This window comes from Herbaspirillum sp. alder98, from assembly GCF_020179755.1.
In the GTDB taxonomy this organism is placed as follows: Bacteria; Pseudomonadota; Gammaproteobacteria; order Burkholderiales; family Burkholderiaceae_D; genus Herbaspirillum.
Window position 1 is genome coordinate 106,700 of sequence record NZ_JAIUCY010000012.1, and the last position, 16,974, is coordinate 123,673.

Sequence of the window (16,974 nt, forward strand, 5' to 3'; positions counted from 1 at the left end):
GCACATGCGAGCAGCAACCTCAAGTCGTGGTAAAAAGCGCCCCGGCCAAAATGGCTTGTCGGTAAAATGAAGCGTCATTTTTGGAGCGCCCGACGCCCGAATCGATGCCGTCTCCGGGGGAGGTGCGGCCTGGCACGAAACCAACAAGATCATCAGCCGCATGTCCAAGAAACCGTCCACGCTCACACCCGTCGAAATCGCACGCGAAGCCTTCCAACGCCTAGGCACCCGTCGTATCGCCCCCACGCCCGAGGCGTATCGCATCGCCTACGAAGAAATCCAGGGCACCGCCTCCGATGTGCGGCCCGAGACGGTGCTGATGAATTTTGCCACGACCCTGGCCAAGCAGCCCGGCGAGAACGGCATGCTGGGCACCCGCCTGGTGCGCGCCCAGGAAACCGACGACTGGCAGCAATACCAGCACCAACTCACCGAATTCGCCGAAGAAAACTGGAGCGGTCGCCCCTCGGTGCCCCATGGCGAGTTGATGCCGGTCGACCTCGAACGCCAGTTCATCCGCGACAGCAAGAAAGAGAAGATGCTGCGCGAGCTGCTGGCGCGGGTGCTGGTGTTCAACCTGCCCTCCTTGCTGGAAAACGCGCCGGAACTGGCCAACGAGGCCCGCAACGGCGGCCAGGACCTGAAGACGGCCTTTTCCGAACAGGCCATGAACGAGATCTCGAGCCGCATCAAGCAGCTGAGCTTCCAGATCGAACTCAAGACCGACGACATGGCCCAGCAGCAAGAACTGCTGATGCGCCTGTTCCTGCTGCTGCTGGAAAACATCAACGGCCTGCTGGAATCGGGTTCGTGGCTGTCGAGCCAGATCGAGACAGTACAGGCTTTGATCACCGGCCCGATCAGCAAGACCTCGCTGGCCGACGCCACCAAGAACCTCAAGGAAGTGATCTACAAGCAAGGCCTGCTCAAGAACACGCTGTCCGAAGAGAAGGTGGTGGTCAAGAACATGATGCTGACCTTCGTCGACCGGCTTTCGGCGATGGTCTCGACCACCAGCAATTACCAGAAGACCATCAGCGGTTTTTCGCAGCAAATCAGCCAGTCCGGCAACATCAGCGACCTCAATTCGGTGCTCACCGACATCATGCGCGAGACCCAGAACGCGCAGGTCGAGGCGGAGCGCTCGCGCGATGCCATGCAGGATGCGCAGCAGGAAGTCGAACGGGCCGAAGCGCGCATCCAGACGCTCGAATCGCAACTGGTGCAGATGGGCGAACTGGTGCGGGAAGACCAGTTGACCGGCAGCCTGAACCGGCGCGGCATGGATGAATCGCTGGAACGCGAGATCAGCAACGCCCAGCGCCACGATGCGCCGTTGTGCATCGCCCTGCTCGACCTGGACGATTTCAAGCGCATCAACGACACCCACGGCCACGCCACCGGCGACGAAGTGCTGGTGCACATGGTCAAGGTCATCAAGGAAACCCTGCGCAAGCTGGACGTGATCGCCCGTTTCGGTGGTGAAGAATTCCTGGTGGTGATGCCCGAGACCGACCCGCAGGATGCCGTGCAGATCATCACCCGGGTCCAGCGCGAGCTGACCAAGCGCATCTTCATGCACGAGAGCCAGCGCCTGTTGATCACCTTCAGCGCCGGCGTCGCCCTGCACGAAAACGGCGAGACCCAGGCCGACCTGCTCAAGCGCGCCGACATGGCGCTCTATCGCGCCAAGGACGCCGGCAAGAACCGCATCGTGTTTGCCGATCCTGCCGGGTCGGGAAGTTCGGTGGCGTCGTAAGTTCGGGCGTTACGACACTGGGTACCGGCATTCGCCGGCACGACGGGAAACGTTTCAATCAACCGCCGTCGCCCTGACGAAAGTCAGGGCCCAGCGTCGTTCGCCGCACGTCTCAAGAAAAGTTGTCCAGGCTTTCAGCTTTCCAGCGCCGCCATCCCGCCACCGCCATCAGCACGAACAGGCCATACAGAATCGCGGTCAGCGTGAGGTGCTTGTACAGGTACAGGCCGACATAGAGCACATCCACCACGATCCAGACCAGCCAGTTCTCGATCTTCTTGCGCGACAGCAGGAACTGCCCGACCAAGCTGCCCGCCGTCAGGAAGCCATCCATATGCGGCACATCGGTATCGGTAAAGCGGCGCAGGAACATCGACAGCAGCCCGAAACCGGCCAGCCAGACCAGGGGCATGAGCATCCACCCGATGCGCGAGAGCCGCGACACTTCAAGCTGGCGCTGCGCCGTGCCGCCATGCAGCCACTGATGCCAGCCCCAGATCGATACCGCCACGAAGACGAACTGCAGGCCGCAATCGCCATACAGCCGCGCGTTGGCAAAGACGGCCGCGTACAGCAGCGACGACAGGATGGAAAACAGCCAGGCCCAGTGGTTCTGGCGGATGTTGAGCCATACGGTAAGCGCCGCCAGCAGGAACGACAGCAGCTCCAGCGGCGTAGTCGTCAAGCCGAACAACGACAGCGATGTATCAAGGCTCATCGGGACCAGACCAGGATGGGATGGAAAAACTAAGGCGCCGGCTTGGCGGCCTCGGGCGCGGTGGCCGGGACGGATACGCTATTGGGCTGCCCTGAACCGGGCATGTAGGGATTGGGGTTGGGCGAAGCCATGGGTTTGCCGGAGGCGCCATCGAGCACCTGCACGAAGACTTCGTTCTGCTTGATCATGCCCAGCTCGAAGCGCGCACGCTCTTCGACCGCACCACGACTCTGCTTGAGGTCGTCCACTTCGGAGGCCAGCTTGGCATTGCGCTGCCTGAGCTCCTCGTTCTTCTTGCGTGCCTGCTGCGCCTGGCGGTCCAGCTCCCAGACCTTGAGCCATCCGCCCTTGCCGAGCCAAAGCGGATACTGAATCAGTACCAGGAGCAACGACAGGCAAAGAATGATGAGGCGCATGGCCGGGAGCTTTCGCGGAGGGCGCGGCGTAAACCGCGCCCTGACTGCTTACTTCAGGTTGTAGAACGCAGCGCGGCCTGGATAAGTGGCGATGTCGCCCAGATCCTCTTCGATGCGCAGCAGCTGGTTGTACTTGGCCATGCGGTCCGAACGCGACATCGAGCCGGTCTTGATCTGCAGGGCGTTGGTGCCAACCGCGATATCGGCGATGGTCGAGTCTTCGGTTTCGCCGGAACGGTGCGAGATGACGGCGGTGTAGCCGGCACGCTTGGCCATTTCGATGGCGGCGAAAGTCTCGGTCAGGGTGCCGATCTGGTTGATCTTGATCAGGATCGAGTTGCCGATGCCCTTGTCGATACCCTCTTGCAGGATCTTGGTGTTGGTCACGAACAGGTCGTCACCCACCAGTTGCACCTTCTTGCCCAGGGTTTCGGTCAACAGCTTCCAGCCAGCCCAGTCGTTCTCGGCCATGCCGTCTTCGATGCTGATGATCGGGTACTTGTCGCACCACGATGCCAGCAGGCCGGTCTTCTGCGCAGGCGTGAGCACCATGTTTTCACCGGCCAGGTGATAGTTGCCGTCCTTGTAGTACTCGCTGGCGGCGCAGTCCAGGCCCAGGGCAATCTGGGTGCCTGGCTCGTAACCGGCCTTTTCGATGGCTTCGATGATCAGCTGGATCGCGGCTTCATGGCTGGAAACGTTAGGCGCAAAACCGCCTTCGTCACCGACCGACGTGGCCAGGCCCTTGTCGTGCAGGATCTTCTTGAGGGTATGGAACACCTCGGCGCCGTAGCGCAGCGCTTCACGGAAGCTCGGTGCGCCGACCGGGATGATCATGAATTCCTGGATATCCAGGTTGTTGTCGGCGTGCGCGCCGCCGTTGATGACGTTCATCATCGGCACCGGCATCTGCATCGAACCGCTGCCGCCGAAATAGCGATACAGCGGCAGGCCCGATTCTTCAGCGGCAGCCTTGGCCACGGCCATCGACACGGCCAGCATGGCATTGGCGCCCAGGCGGCTCTTGTTCTCGGTGCCGTCCAGGTCGATCAGGGTACGGTCCAGGAAAGCCTGTTCATTGGCGTCCAGGCCCATGATGGCTTCCGAGATTTCGGTATTGATGTTTTCGCAGGCTTGCAGCACGCCCTTGCCGAAATAGCGGCTCTTGTCGCCGTCGCGCAGTTCGATCGCTTCGCGCGAACCGGTGGATGCGCCCGACGGGACGGCGGCGCGACCCAGCACGCCGGATTCCAGCAGCACGTCGCATTCGACCGTGGGATTGCCGCGCGAGTCGATCACTTCGCGGCCGATGATGTCAACGATTGCACTCATTCCAAATCTCCATCAAGGTTTTAAAAATTGTTGGCGGGTGCATCCGGTGCAAACGGGCTTGGTTTGAACCCGCCCCCTGCACACGATGAAACGGCCGCCAGCGGCAGCCGTTTGTTGCTATCAGGCGAAATTGGTTTCCAGGAAACCGGCTTTCTTGACCACCCGATCCAGTTCGACCATGGTCGCCAGCAGTTCCTTCATGCGCGCCAGCGGCACCGCATTGGGGCCATCCGACTTGGCTTCGGCCGGGTTGGGATGGGTTTCCATGAACACGCCCGCGATGCCGGTAGCGATGGCGGCACGCGCCAGTACCGGCACGAATTCGCGCTGGCCGCCCGACGAGGTACCCTGGCCGCCCGGCAATTGCACCGAGTGGGTGGCATCGAACACCACGGGGGCGCCGGTCTCGCGCATGATGGCCAGGCTGCGCATGTCGGACACCAGGTTGTTGTAGCCGAACGAGACGCCGCGTTCGCATGCCATGAAGTTGTCGACCGGCAGGCCCGCTTCGCCAGCGGCGGCGCGCGCCTTGTCGATCACGTTGACCATGTCGTGCGGGGCCAGGAACTGGCCCTTCTTGATGTTGACCGGCTTGCCCGATTGCGCACAGGCGCGGATGAAATCGGTCTGGCGACACAGGAAGGCCGGCGTCTGCAGCACGTCGACCACCGCCGCGACCGGCTTGATCTCTTCGATGTCGTGGATGTCGGTCAATACCGGCACGCCGATCTGCTGGCGCACCTTGGCCAGGATCTCCAGGCCACGCTCCATGCCCAGGCCGCGGAACGACGAGCCCGACGAACGGTTGGCCTTGTCGAAGGACGACTTGTAGATGAACGGAATGCCCAGCTCACCGGTGATTTCCTTGAGGATGCCGGCCGTATCGATAGCCATCTGCTCCGACTCGATGACACAGGTGCCGGCGATCAGGAAGAATGGCTGATCGAGCCCGATCTCAAAACCGCACAGTTTCATGCTTTGCCCTTTGCGCTTGCGTCATGATGCGACAGCGCAGCACGGATGAACGAAATGAACAGCGGATGGCCGTCGCGCGGCGTCGACTTGAACTCGGGGTGATACTGCACGCCCAGGTACCAAGGATGCGAATTGTCGCCGCTGCGTGGCAACTCCATGATTTCGCACAGGTCTTCGGTCGGCGTACGGGCCGACACCACCATGCCCGCTTCTTCCACCCGAGTCAGGTAGAAGTTGTTGGCTTCATAGCGGTGACGATGACGCTCGGTCACGGTGTTGCCATAGATCTCGGCGGCCAGCGTGCCGGGCTTGACGTCACAGGTCTGCGCGCCCAGGCGCATGGTGCCGCCCAGGTCGGAATTGGCGTCGCGACGCTCGACCTTGCCGTCGTGGTTCTGCCATTCGTCGATCAGCGCCACGACCGGTTGCGCCGTGTCGGGATCGAACTCGGTCGAGTTGGCTTGCGGCAGGCCGGCCTTGTTGCGCGCATATTCGAGCAGCGCCACTTGCATGCCCAGGCAGATGCCCAGGTACGGCACCTGGTTTTCGCGGGCATAACGGGCCGCGGCGATCTTGCCTTCCACGCCGCGCTTGCCGAAACCGCCCGGTACCAGGATGGCGTCGTACTTGGCCAGCGTGTCGGTACCGGTCGCCTCGATCTCTTCGGAGTCGAGGTACTCGATGTTGACGCGGCTACCGGTATGGATGCCGGCGTGGCGCAACGCCTCGGTCAGCGACTTGTAGGACTCGGTCAGGTCGACATACTTGCCCACCATGCCGATGGTGACTTCGTGCGAAGGATTGTTCTGCGCATCGATCAGCTTGTCCCACATCGACAGGTCGGCCGGCTTGGGCGACAGGCCCAGCTTTTCACAGATGATGGTGTCCAGGCCCTGGTCGTGCAGCATCTGCGGGATCTTGTAGATGCTGTCTGCATCCCACACCGAGATGACGGCATCGGTGGCGATGTTGGAGAAGAGCGAGATCTTGTCGCGCTCGTCGTCGGGAATGCGACGGTCGGCGCGGCACAGCAACGCATCCGGCAAAATACCGATTTCGCGCAGCTTCTGCACGCTGTGCTGGGTCGGCTTGGTCTTGAGCTCACCGGCCGAGGCCAGGAAAGGCACCAGCGTCAGATGCACGAAAGCGGCTGCATTGCGGCCCGAGCGCAGGCTCAGTTGGCGCGCTGCTTCGAGGAACGGCAGGGACTCGATATCACCGACGGTGCCGCCGATTTCCACCAGGGCAACTTCGAAGCCTTCGGCGCCGCGATGGATGAAATCCTGGATCTCGTTGGTCACGTGCGGGATCACCTGCACGGTCTTGCCGAGATACTCGCCGCGACGTTCCTTGCGGATCACCGATTCATAGATCTGGCCAGTGGTGAAGTTGTTTACCTTCTTCATCTTGGCCGAGATAAAGCGCTCGTAGTGGCCCAGGTCGAGATCGGTCTCGGCGCCGTCGTCGGTGACGAACACCTCGCCGTGCTGGAATGGGCTCATCGTGCCGGGATCGACGTTGATGTACGGATCGAGCTTGAGGAGGGTGACTTTGAGGCCACGCGATTCGAGGATCGCAGCCAGGGACGCGGCGGCGATCCCTTTACCCAGGGAAGACACGACGCCGCCAGTGACAAATACAAACTTGGTCATTACAGATGAGTGCCGAACGGCACATGCGGGAAATTGAAATTATACCCCAAAGCGCTCGCTTTTTTAATCCCCCCTGCGCCGATAATTGGCCCGCCCGCCGCGCCCGATATTGCCAGGCAAGAACATCAGCGCGCGGGAGCGCCCTGCCCGGCCGCCAGCAACTGGCCGATCATCGCATGGGTGGCGGCAGCGGCCGCCAGCGGCGACTCCATCGGAAACAGATGACCACCGGGGATTTGCAGGAAGTGCCCGCCCACCAACCGGCGCGTGGCATCCAGCCCGGCCAGGCGGCACTCGGCCGAATCGACGCCACCGATAAAACCGACCGGCACCGGGAACGGCCGCGTGCTGAGCCGTCCCAGGTGATGCGGAATGGTGCGATAGACCTGGGTCTCGGCCTCACGCGTAAAGCGCAGCCGCACCCCGCCCTGCCCGCTCTGTTCCACCCCGTGCTCGACATAATCGCGCAAGACCCGCTGCGGCCACGCTGCGAACAGGGCCTTGGCGGCGTAATGCTGGTAGGCGCTTTCGATATCGGGCCAGGCATTGCGCCGGCGCGCCGAGGCGGCCGCCGGCGAGCGCCGGCCATCGAGCCGCAACAGCTTGGCCAGTCGCAGCGCCGAGGCGCGCCAACCGGCCACGATCGGCGAATCGAGCAAGACCACGCAACGCGTCAGATCGGGACGCTGGCGCGCTGCCATCAGGGCCAGGATGCCGCCCATCGAATGCCCCACCAGGATCACCGGCGCCGGATAGCTGCGCTCCAGTTCTTCCACCAGCTCGCAGGCCAGGCGGCGCCAGCCGTCATCGACCGGGAAGCGCGGATTGTGCGCATGCAGCGGCAAGGCCCGTACGTCGTAGTGCTGGCGCAGTTGTTCGAACAACATGCCATAGGTCCCGGCGGGATAACTGTTGGCATGGACAAAATGAAGGATGGGGAGCGACATCGTCTGGTCAGGCTGGCAGGCGGCAATGCCGGCCAGCATAGCAAAACGGCCGGCGCCGCGAGCGTGCTATTTTTTCAGATCGCGAAATGCCCGCTCAGCGGCCATACCAGTAACGCGCGTGCTCCTGGCGATACTCTTCGGCCACCAGCTGGTCGCCGAAATTGAGCGTGATGGCGCCCGACTGGTCGGTGCGCAGCGTGCGGATACCCAGCGCCCGGTAGCGCGCATCGATCTCGGGCCGCGGATGGCCGAACCGGTTGCGATAGCCCACCTGGAACAACGCCAGCTCGGGATGCACGGCGCGCAGGAAAGGTTCGGTCGACGAGGTATTGCTGCCGTGATGCGGCGCCAGCAAGACCGTGGCCCGCAATTGATCGGCGTTGGGCCCCTCGACCAGGTGTTCTTCCTGCAAGGCCTCGATGTCGCCCGCCAGCAGGATAGCCTGGCGGCCGATCTGCACCTTCAAAACGCAACTGCGGGCATTGGGCTTCCACTTGTCGCTTTCGTAACTCTGCGCCGTGGGGTGCAGCATGGTGAAGCCGATGCCGTCCCAGTTCCACGACTGGCCCGCCTCGCAGCGCTGGTGATGGGGCGAGGCCCGCTGAATCGGGTGCCCGGCCGGCAACGACGAATAGACACTGTCGACCTCCACTGCGCCAAACAGCGACAGCGCCCCGCCGGAATGATCGATGTCGCTATGCGAAATCACTACCCGGTCGAGCCGGTCGATTCCGCGCGCCCGCAGGTACGGCAAGATCACCCGCGAGGCGCCATCGGAATGGGTGCCGTAAGCCGGGCCGGTGTCGTACAGCAAGCGGTGGCCCGGCGTTTCCACCAGCAGCCCCATGCCCTGGCCGATATCGAACGCGGTCACGCGCAGGTTGCCATCGGCCGGCGCAGTCGCCGGATTGAGCAGCAGCGGCAGCCAGCCGAACCAGCCCAGCCAGCGCGCAGGCCAGCCGCGTGGCGCCAGTACCAGCGCGGTGCCGCCAGCGGCCAGCAAGAACATCCACCAGCTCGGCAGCGGCGCGCGCCACACGGCAAACGGCCATTGGTCGAGCCACTGCAGAAAGCCCGCCAGCCAGGCCAGCAGCGCATGCGGCACCAGCAGCACCCATTCGGCGGCAAACGCCGGCAACACGCTGCCGAACAGCGACAGCGGCGTGATCACCAGGCCCACCAGGGGAATCGCCACCGCGTTGGCAATCGGGCTGACCAGCGAATATTGTCCGAACAACAGCATCGTCAGCGGCACCAGACCCAGCGTAACCAGGTACTGGGCACGCGCGCCGGTCTTGATCGACAACCATAGCTTCTGCCACCAGCGCACGCTGGCGGCGGCCTGCATCGCATGATGCGGACGCATGCGCCCCACCGTGCCATACAGCAGCAGCGCCACGGCGCCGAACGACAGCCAGAACCCCGGCCACAATACCGACCACGGATCGAGCAGCAGGACCGCGCCCAGCGCCAGGCACAGCACCAGCGAGATGCGCACGAAGCGCCCGCTCCAGAACGCCACGCCCAGCACCAGCAGCATGTAGAAGGTACGCTGCGCCGGCACCTCGAAACCGGCCAGCAGCACATATAACAAGGCGGTGCCGATACCGGCGATCACGGCCACCTTCTGCGCCGGCATGATCAGGGGCAGGCGCCTGCCGGCCACCCGTGAGCGACGCCACAACCAGCTGGCCAGCGCCCCGGCCAGGCCCGCCAGCATGGTGATATGCAAACCCGATATCGCCATCAGGTGGCCGATGCCGGTACGCTGGAACACGCCCCAGTCGGCCTGGCTGATGCCACGCTGGTCGCCCATCACCAACGCCGCCACCACCGGCGCATAGGGCTGGCCGGACAGCGCCGTCATGATGCGGTCGCGCAACCAGCCACGCGCCAGTTCGATGACGTGCGACGGCGTCCAGACAAAGGCATCCAGCCGGTGATTGCCGGTGCCTGGCCCGGAGCCGGCGGCATCCACCACATAGCCGGTGGCGCGCACGTCGTCCTGCAGCAACCAGACTTCATAATCGAAACCATCCGGATTGGCGTGCCCGTGCGGACGCTTCAGGCGCACCGTCAGGCGCCAGCGCGCGCCGGGCCTGAGGTCGCCCGCCATCTGGCGCGCCGGAGCAGCCTCTTCGCCATCCTCGGCGGGCGCCTGCACCCGGCGGTTGCCGTACCAGGCCAGCGCCAGCCGTGGCGGCACCTGCGGCACCACCAGCCCCTGCATCACCACCTGCTCGACATCGAAACGAAACCGTACCCCCAGCGCTGTGCGATCCGGCAGGTCGGCCACGGTGCCGATGACGGTGATGTCGCGCCCTTCCCATGCCTTCGGCAATTCCTGGTCGAGATAATAGTGCGCGAAGGCGGCGGCCCACAGGAAACCCAGCCAGGCGCCGCAGGTCAGCAGCAAGGGCACGCGCAGCATGGGTTTCCAGAAGCGCCAGGCGGTGTAGCCCAGCAACGCCGCCAGCAGCAGTCCCAGCACATACCATTCGATGCCGGGCAGTTGCGCCTGCGTCTGCAACAGGCCGATACCGAGCGCAAAGCCGATGATGAGACTTCGCATCAGAGCGCCAATCCCGAATGCGCCAGGCGCGGCAAGGCGGCCAGCGCCGCCGCCGTGCTGGCGCTGGCGATCTGATCCGGCGTCATGCCGCGCAACTCGGCCAGGGTCTGGCCGATGCGCGGAATCTGGTCCGGCGTATTGACTTCGGGATGACGCCAGGCCGGCGCGATATCAGGGGCGTCGGTCTCCAGCACCAGCGACGACAGCGGCAGGTCGCTGGCCAGGCGCCGAATCTGCAGCGCCCTTGGAAACGTCATGGCGCCGCCGAAACCCAGGTGCAGCCCCAGCCCGATATAGGCTTCGGCCTGCTGGAAGCTGCCATTGAAAGCGTGCGCGATGCCACCCGGCACGCGGATGCGGCGCAAATGCTTGAGGACGATGTCTTGCGAACGGCGCACATGCAGCAGCACCGGCAGCGCGAAATCGCGCGCCAGCTTGAGCTGCTCGGCCAGAAACAGCTCCTGTTTCTCGCGCATGGCGGGCTCTTTCAGCTGCGGCACGAAGAAATCAAGCCCGATCTCGCCGATGCCGACGAACAGCGGATCGTCCATGGCGCGGGCGACAGCGGCGCGCAAGGCGACCAGATCTGACTCCTGCGCGGTCGGCACGAACAGTGGATGGATACCCAGCGCGTAGACGCCGTTGCCGACTGCGCGCGCTAGTTGCGCGACGGTGTCGAAATTGAAACGGGCGATGGCCGGAATGACGATCGCGCCCACGCCAGCGGCGGCGGCCTGCTCTGCGACAGCGGCAGAACGGGCACCGAATTCACCGGCATCGAGATGGCAATGCGTGTCGACCCACATGGATATGCGTTGAAATCAAAACTTGCGCTGGACTGCTTCAAACCTGATGCGGCGCCGACCGGCATCGTCTTCGATGCTTCTGGAGGGCATGCCGCGCCCCGTATGCGGAAGTGTAGCGCCTAACCCGAGGCCGCGCCGCCTTAACACTTGCAAAGACGACCGCAAAACCGAATTCGGACGCCACGCCCAATAAAAAAGGACGCAACGTGCTGCGTCCTTTTACTTACACCCCGTTGTCTCAGGCGGCCTGCAGCGACTTGCCCAGGCGACGCAGGAACTGTTCGCAGTTGGCCAGTTGATCCAGCGTCACGAACTCGTTGGGCTTGTGGGCGTTGCCGATATCGCCGGGACCGCAGACGATGGTCGGAATGCCGATCTGCTGGAACAGCCCGGCTTCGGTGCCATAGGCCACCTTGCGGGTTTCACGGTCGCCGGTCAGCGCACGCACCAGTTCGGTCATGGCCGCCTGTTCGGCCGCTTCCAGCGCCGGGCTGCCGGCGAAGTTGTCGATCTCGATGCGGGCATCGGCGAACTCCAGCTTCATCTTGGGCAGCAGCACATCGCGCACGTAGTTGTCGATCTGGGCCTGGATGTCGCCCACCGTCATACCCGGCAGGTTGCGGAATTCATAAGTGAATTCGCACAGCTCGGGAATGGTGTTGACCGCAATGCCGCCGCGAATCTGGTTGGTGGTCATGGTGGTAAACGGCACGTCGAAGAACTGATCGTAGGGACCGTTGGCCTTGTACGCATCGGCGAAGTCGCGAATCGCGCAGATCAACCGCGCCGAGTGCTCGATGGCGTTGCAGCCCTGGGGCGTGAGCGACGAATGGGCCGACTTGCCATGCACCTTGCAGGCGAACACGTTGATGCCCTTGTGCGCCACCACCACATTCATGTTGGTCGGCTCGCCCACTACGCAACCGTCGACCTTGATGCCGCGACGAACGATTTCTTCCAGCATCACCGGCGCGCCGATGCAGCCGATTTCCTCGTCGTACGAAAATGCCAGGTGCATCGGCTTGACGCGCGGCATGGCCAGGAATTCAGGCACCAGCGCCATGGCCGTGCCGATGAAACCCTTCATGTCGCAGGTGCCGCGCCCGAACAATGCGCCATCCTTCTCGGTCAGCTTGAAGGGGTCGGTGTCCCACTTCTGTCCGTCCACCGGCACCACGTCGGTATGACCGGACAACACGATGCCGCCATCCGTGCTGCCAGCGGCATCGCCGGCGGTCGCCGGCAGCGTGGCAAACAGGTTGGCCTTGGTCTTTTCCTTGTTGTGGGCGAACCAGGGCTTGATGCCCTGTTGTTCCAGGCTGTCGCGCAGCGTGGCGATCAGGTCGAGATTGGAGTTGCGGCTGGTGGTGTCGAAGCCGACCAGCGTTTCCAGCCATTGGCGGTTATTCATGGTGTGATTGCAGTTCTACGGATAAATAAAAAGCGTCTGCGCCCGAGGGACGCAGACGACATGACGCTAGGCACTATTATGAGGCCGTTCGGCGATTGCCGCCGACAGCCCCCTCTCGCGACAGTCAGCCAGGCTGCAAACCGTTCTCCGACAGGCGCAACAGACGCTTGCAGCGCCCGGCCAGTTCATTGTCGTGCGTGACGATGACAAAGGCCGTGCCCAGCGTGGCCGACAACTCCATCATCAGCGCAAAGGTGCGGTCGGCGGTGCCACGGTCGAGGTTGCCGGTGGGCTCGTCGGCCAGCACGCAGGCCGGACGCGTCACCAGCGCGCGCGCCAGCGCCACCCGTTGACGCTCGCCGCCGGACAGCTCGCCCGGCACGTGCGACACCCGCTGTTCCAGGCCGACCCGGGCCAATATCTCGCGCGCCTGCTGCTGCGCCTCGCCGCGCTTGACGCGACGGATCATCAGCGGCATGGCCACGTTGTCCAGCGCCGAGAACTCGGGCAGCAGATGGTGGAACTGGTAGACGAAACCCAGCGACTGGTTGCGCAACTGGCCCCGGGCCGATTCGCCCAGGGTGGCGAAGTCGCGCCCATGCAACTGCACGGTGCCGGTGGTGGGCGTATCGAGCCCACCCAGCAAATGCAACAGCGTCGACTTGCCCGAGCCTGAGGCGCCGACGATGGCCACCTGCTCGCCACGCCGCACGTCGATGTCGACGCCCTGCAGCACCTTCACCGAATACTTGCCCTGCGAAAAAGTCTTGCCCAGGCCGCGCGCGGCCAGCACTACCGGTTCTTGGTCGATCACATCATTCATAACGCAGGGCCTCCGCCGGTTTGACACGGGCCGCGGCCCAGCTGGGATACAAGGTCGCCAGGAACGCCAGCACCACGGCCAGCGCGCCGATGGTATAGACGTCCGACCAGATCAGATCGGACGGCAACTCCGAGATCACATAGATGCTCTTGGGCAGGAACTGTACATGGAAGGCGCGCTCGATGGCCGGCACCACGACATCGATGTTGAGCGCCACCGCCACGCCCAGGCCGATGCCCACGGCGGTGCCGATCAGCCCCACCAGTGCGCCCTGGATCACGAAGATCTTCATGATCGAGGCCGGCGAAGCTCCCAGCGTGCGCAGGATGGCGATGTCGGCCTGCTTGTCGGTAACCGTCATGACCAGCGTCGAGACCAGGTTGAAAGCCGCCACCGCGATGATCAGGGTGAGGATGATGAACATCATCCGCTTCTCGGTCTTGACGGCGGCGAACCAGTTGCTGTTCTGCTGCGACCAGTCGCGCAGATACAGGTCGCCCGACAGCGTCGAAGCCAGTTGCTGGGTCACCTGCGGCGCTTCCAGCATGTCGCGGATGCGCAGCCGCACGCCACTGGGGGCGTCCAGCCGGAACAAGGTCTCGGCGTCCTGCATCTGGATGAAGGCCAGCGACGAATCGAATTCGAAATGCCCGGCCTCGAAGATCCCCCCCACCGTGAACTGCTTCAGGCGCGGCAGCACGCCGGCCGGTGTGACCTGTCCCTGGGGTGCGATCAGCGTAACCTTGTCGCCCACGCCCACGCGCAGGCCGCGCGCCAGTTCGCTGCCGAGCACGATATTGAACTCACCCGCCTTGAGCGAACCGAAACTGCCCTTGATGACCTTGCTGGCCACATCCGACACCTTCGGTTCTTCGTCCGGCAGCACGCCGCGCACCATCACCCCGCGCACGCTGTCGTCGCGCGTCATCATGGCCTGGGCCGAGACATAGGGCGCCGCGCCCAGCACTTCCTTGTTCTGGAAGGTCTGCTTGGCCACCGCCTGCCAGTCGTGCATGGCGCCGGAGGCGTCGAACACCTCGATATGCGCCAGCACCGACAGCATGCGGTCACGCACTTCCTTCTGGAAGCCGTTCATGACCGACAGCACCACGATCAGCGCTGCCACGCCGAGCCCGATGCCAGCCATCGAAATGAGGGAAATGAACGAAATGAAACTGTTACGGCCGCTGCGCTTGCCGGCACGCGTATAGCGGATGCCGACCAGCCACTCGAACGGCAGGTTTTTTATCAAACTCAAAATTGCTCCGTGATTGACCCCGAGGGCGAGGCGAAGCGCGCAGTTTGCCACAGAATGGACCTGCTGCCGCGCTTGGCCCCAGTGCGCTGTAGAGCGTAATGCGGCGTACTGGTTCACTGCTTGCAGCAAGAACTGGTTATATATACAGTATCGCCATCACGTCGGCTAAAGTTGGCCGACTGCCTGCTCATCCTGCACACCATGTCCACCGAACTCCACACCGAACTCCACACCGATCCCTTCGCCCGCCTGAACCCGCAGCAGCGCGCCGCCGTCGACCACGACGGCCGCCTGCCGCCGGACCAGCAACGCCCCTTGCTGATCGTGGCCGGCGCCGGCTCGGGCAAGACCAACACGCTGGCGCACCGGGTGGCGCGCCTGATCCTCGACGGCGCCGACCCGCAGCGCATGCTGCTGCTCACCTTTTCGCGCCGGGCCGCGGCCGACATGGGGCGGCGCGTCGGCCAGGTGATCCGGCAAGTGCTGCAACTGGCGCCCGAGGCCGCGCCGCCTGCGCTGCCCTGGTCGGGCACCTTCCACGCCGTCGGCGCCCGGCTGCTGCGTGACTATGCCGTGCAGATCGGGCTGGAACCGGACTTCACCATCCAGGACCGGGGCGACTCCGAAGACCTGATCGGCCTGTTGCGCCACGAAATGGGCCTGTCGTCGACCGACAAGCGCTTTCCGCTCAAGGGCACCTGCCTGGCGATCTACTCGCGCGCCGTCAACACCCGCGCCGAACTGGGCCAACTGCTGGCCAGCCAGTTTCCCTGGTGCCGCGAATGGGAACGGCAACTGGCCGATCTCTTCTCGCGCTACGTCGATGCCAAGGAACAGCAGCACGTGCTCGACTACGACGACCTGCTGCTGTACTGGGCCGACCTGCTGTCGGAGCCCGAACTGGCGCAGCACATGGGTCAGCGCTTCGACCATGTGCTGGTCGACGAATACCAGGACACCAACCGCCTGCAGGCCGACATCCTGCACCGCCTCAAGCCCGACGGCGCCGGCGTGACCGCGGTGGGCGACGACGCCCAGTCGATCTATTCGTTCCGTGGCGCCACGGTGCGCAACATCCTCGACTTTCCGGATCTGTTTTCGCGCCAGGCCGCAGTGGTCACGCTGGAACGCAACTACCGCTCGACGCAACCGATCCTGGCGGCCTCCAATGCGGTCATCGCCGACGCTCCCGAACGCCATCACAAGCACCTGTGGAGCGACACCCCGTCGTCGCAGAAGCCGCAATTGGTGGTGATCCCCGACGAAGCCGAGCAGGCGCGCTGGATCGCCAACCGGGTGCTGGCCCATCGCGAACAGGGCCTTACCCTCAAGTCGCAGGCGGTGCTGTTTCGCACCGCCACCCACAGCGCCGCGCTGGAGCTGGAACTGGCCCGCCGCAATATTCCCTTCGTCAAGTTCGGCGGCCTGAAATTTCTGGAAAGCACTCACATCAAGGACCTGCTCTCGCTGCTACGGCTGGCCCACAACCCGCATGGCCGCATGGCGGGCTTTCGGGCCTTGCAGCTGATCCCCGGGGTCGGTCCGGCCACCGCCCGCAAAGCGCTCGACGCCATGACCGGCGCCGGCGACCCGGCCGATGCGCTGCTCAATTTCAGCGCCCCCTCCAGCATTGCGCTGGAATGGCAGGCCTTCGCCGACGCCTATGCGCTGATGCGCCGTGCCGGGGCGCCCTGGCCGACCGACATCAATGTGGCGCGCGACTGGTACCTGCCGCAGCTGGAACGCCGCTACGACGACGCCAGCGCCCGTAGCGCCGACATCGAACAACTGGCGGCGCTGGCCGCCGGCTATGCCTCGCGCGAGAAATTCCTCACCGAGCTGACGCTGGACCCGCCCGAGTCCAGCAGCGACTATTCGGCCCCACCCTATCGCGACGAGGACTACCTCACCCTCTCCACCATCCACTCCGCCAAGGGCCAGGAATGGCGCTCGGTGCATGTCCTCAACGTAGTTGACGGCTGCATTCCGTCCGACCTGGCCACCGGCAGCGAAGCCGAGATCGCCGAAGAACGGCGCCTGCTGTACGTGGCGATGACCCGCGCCCGCGAGCATCTGCACCTGGTGGTGCCGCAGCGTTTCTACATCACCCAGCAGACGGCCCAGGGCGACCGCCACGTCAACGCCATCCGCAGCCGCTTCATCACCACCCGCATGCTGCAGCACTTCGATGACAGCCTGTGGCTGTCGGCCGAAGTCAACGGTGCGCGCACGCCCATGCCGGAGAGCGTGAGGATGCTGGTGCGGCAACGCGCCAAGCGTGCCTGGACGAAACCATAACCAATAC

At 64.1% G+C, this 16,974-nt stretch carries 13 protein-coding genes; 2 read left to right on the forward strand and 11 right to left on the reverse strand.

Annotated elements, in window-relative coordinates:
• Positions 1–160: 160 nt before the first annotated feature.
• Positions 161–1,759, forward strand: coding sequence for a GGDEF domain-containing protein (locus LBW87_RS21155; protein ID WP_225203448.1), 1,599 nt, complete (start codon positions 161–163; stop codon positions 1,757–1,759).
• Between the two features lie 112 nt (positions 1,760–1,871).
• Here the strand turns inward: LBW87_RS21155 and pnuC are convergent, their stop codons facing one another.
• From pnuC to LBW87_RS21210, 11 genes are all read right to left on the reverse strand, one after another.
• Positions 1,872–2,477, reverse strand: coding sequence for a nicotinamide riboside transporter PnuC (gene pnuC / locus LBW87_RS21160; RefSeq protein WP_225203449.1), 606 nt, complete (start codon positions 2,475–2,477; stop codon positions 1,872–1,874).
• A 29-nt stretch (positions 2,478–2,506) separates the two neighbouring features.
• Complete coding sequence (gene ftsB / locus LBW87_RS21165; protein WP_225203450.1) at positions 2,507–2,893, reverse strand: cell division protein FtsB; 387 nt, start codon at positions 2,891–2,893, stop codon at positions 2,507–2,509.
• 48 nt (positions 2,894–2,941) lie between these two features.
• Positions 2,942–4,225 (reverse strand): phosphopyruvate hydratase, encoded by a 1,284-nt coding sequence (eno, locus tag LBW87_RS21170; RefSeq protein WP_225203451.1) that lies wholly within the window; start codon positions 4,223–4,225, stop codon positions 2,942–2,944.
• A gap of 120 nt (positions 4,226–4,345) precedes the next feature.
• Positions 4,346–5,200, reverse strand: coding sequence for a 3-deoxy-8-phosphooctulonate synthase (gene kdsA / locus LBW87_RS21175; RefSeq protein WP_225203452.1), 855 nt, complete (start codon positions 5,198–5,200; stop codon positions 4,346–4,348).
• Positions 5,197–6,852, reverse strand: coding sequence for a CTP synthase (locus LBW87_RS21180; protein ID WP_225203453.1), 1,656 nt, complete (start codon positions 6,850–6,852; stop codon positions 5,197–5,199). The genes kdsA and LBW87_RS21180 overlap by 4 nt, the downstream gene beginning before the upstream one ends.
• A 125-nt stretch (positions 6,853–6,977) precedes the next feature.
• Positions 6,978–7,799, reverse strand: coding sequence for an alpha/beta fold hydrolase (locus LBW87_RS21185; protein ID WP_225203454.1), 822 nt, complete (start codon positions 7,797–7,799; stop codon positions 6,978–6,980).
• Between the two features lie 94 nt (positions 7,800–7,893).
• The gene (locus tag LBW87_RS21190) at positions 7,894–10,371 is read right to left on the reverse strand and encodes a DNA internalization-related competence protein ComEC/Rec2 (protein WP_225203455.1); all 2,478 of its coding nucleotides are present in this window, start codon (positions 10,369–10,371) and stop codon (positions 7,894–7,896) included.
• Positions 10,371–11,177: a TatD family hydrolase gene (locus LBW87_RS21195; RefSeq protein ID WP_225203456.1), complete on the reverse strand. Its 807-nt coding sequence runs from the start codon at positions 11,175–11,177 to the stop codon at positions 10,371–10,373. Before LBW87_RS21195 ends, LBW87_RS21190 begins: the two co-directional genes overlap by 1 nt.
• 238 nt (positions 11,178–11,415) lie before the next feature.
• Entirely contained in the window at positions 11,416–12,588 is a 1,173-nt protein-coding gene (argE, locus tag LBW87_RS21200; RefSeq protein WP_225203457.1) for an acetylornithine deacetylase, read from the reverse strand.
• Between the two features lie 124 nt (positions 12,589–12,712).
• Complete coding sequence (gene lolD / locus LBW87_RS21205; protein WP_225203458.1) at positions 12,713–13,411, reverse strand: lipoprotein-releasing ABC transporter ATP-binding protein LolD; 699 nt, start codon at positions 13,409–13,411, stop codon at positions 12,713–12,715.
• Positions 13,404–14,669, reverse strand: coding sequence for a lipoprotein-releasing ABC transporter permease subunit (locus LBW87_RS21210; RefSeq protein WP_225203459.1), 1,266 nt, complete (start codon positions 14,667–14,669; stop codon positions 13,404–13,406). The genes lolD and LBW87_RS21210 overlap by 8 nt, the downstream gene beginning before the upstream one ends.
• A gap of 201 nt (positions 14,670–14,870) precedes the next feature.
• On the opposite strand from LBW87_RS21210, the gene LBW87_RS21215 reads away from it, so the two are divergent.
• A complete protein-coding gene (locus tag LBW87_RS21215; protein ID WP_225203460.1) occupies positions 14,871–16,967 on the forward strand; it encodes an ATP-dependent helicase in 2,097 nt (698 codons plus the stop codon).
• Positions 16,968–16,974 lie beyond the last annotated feature (7 nt).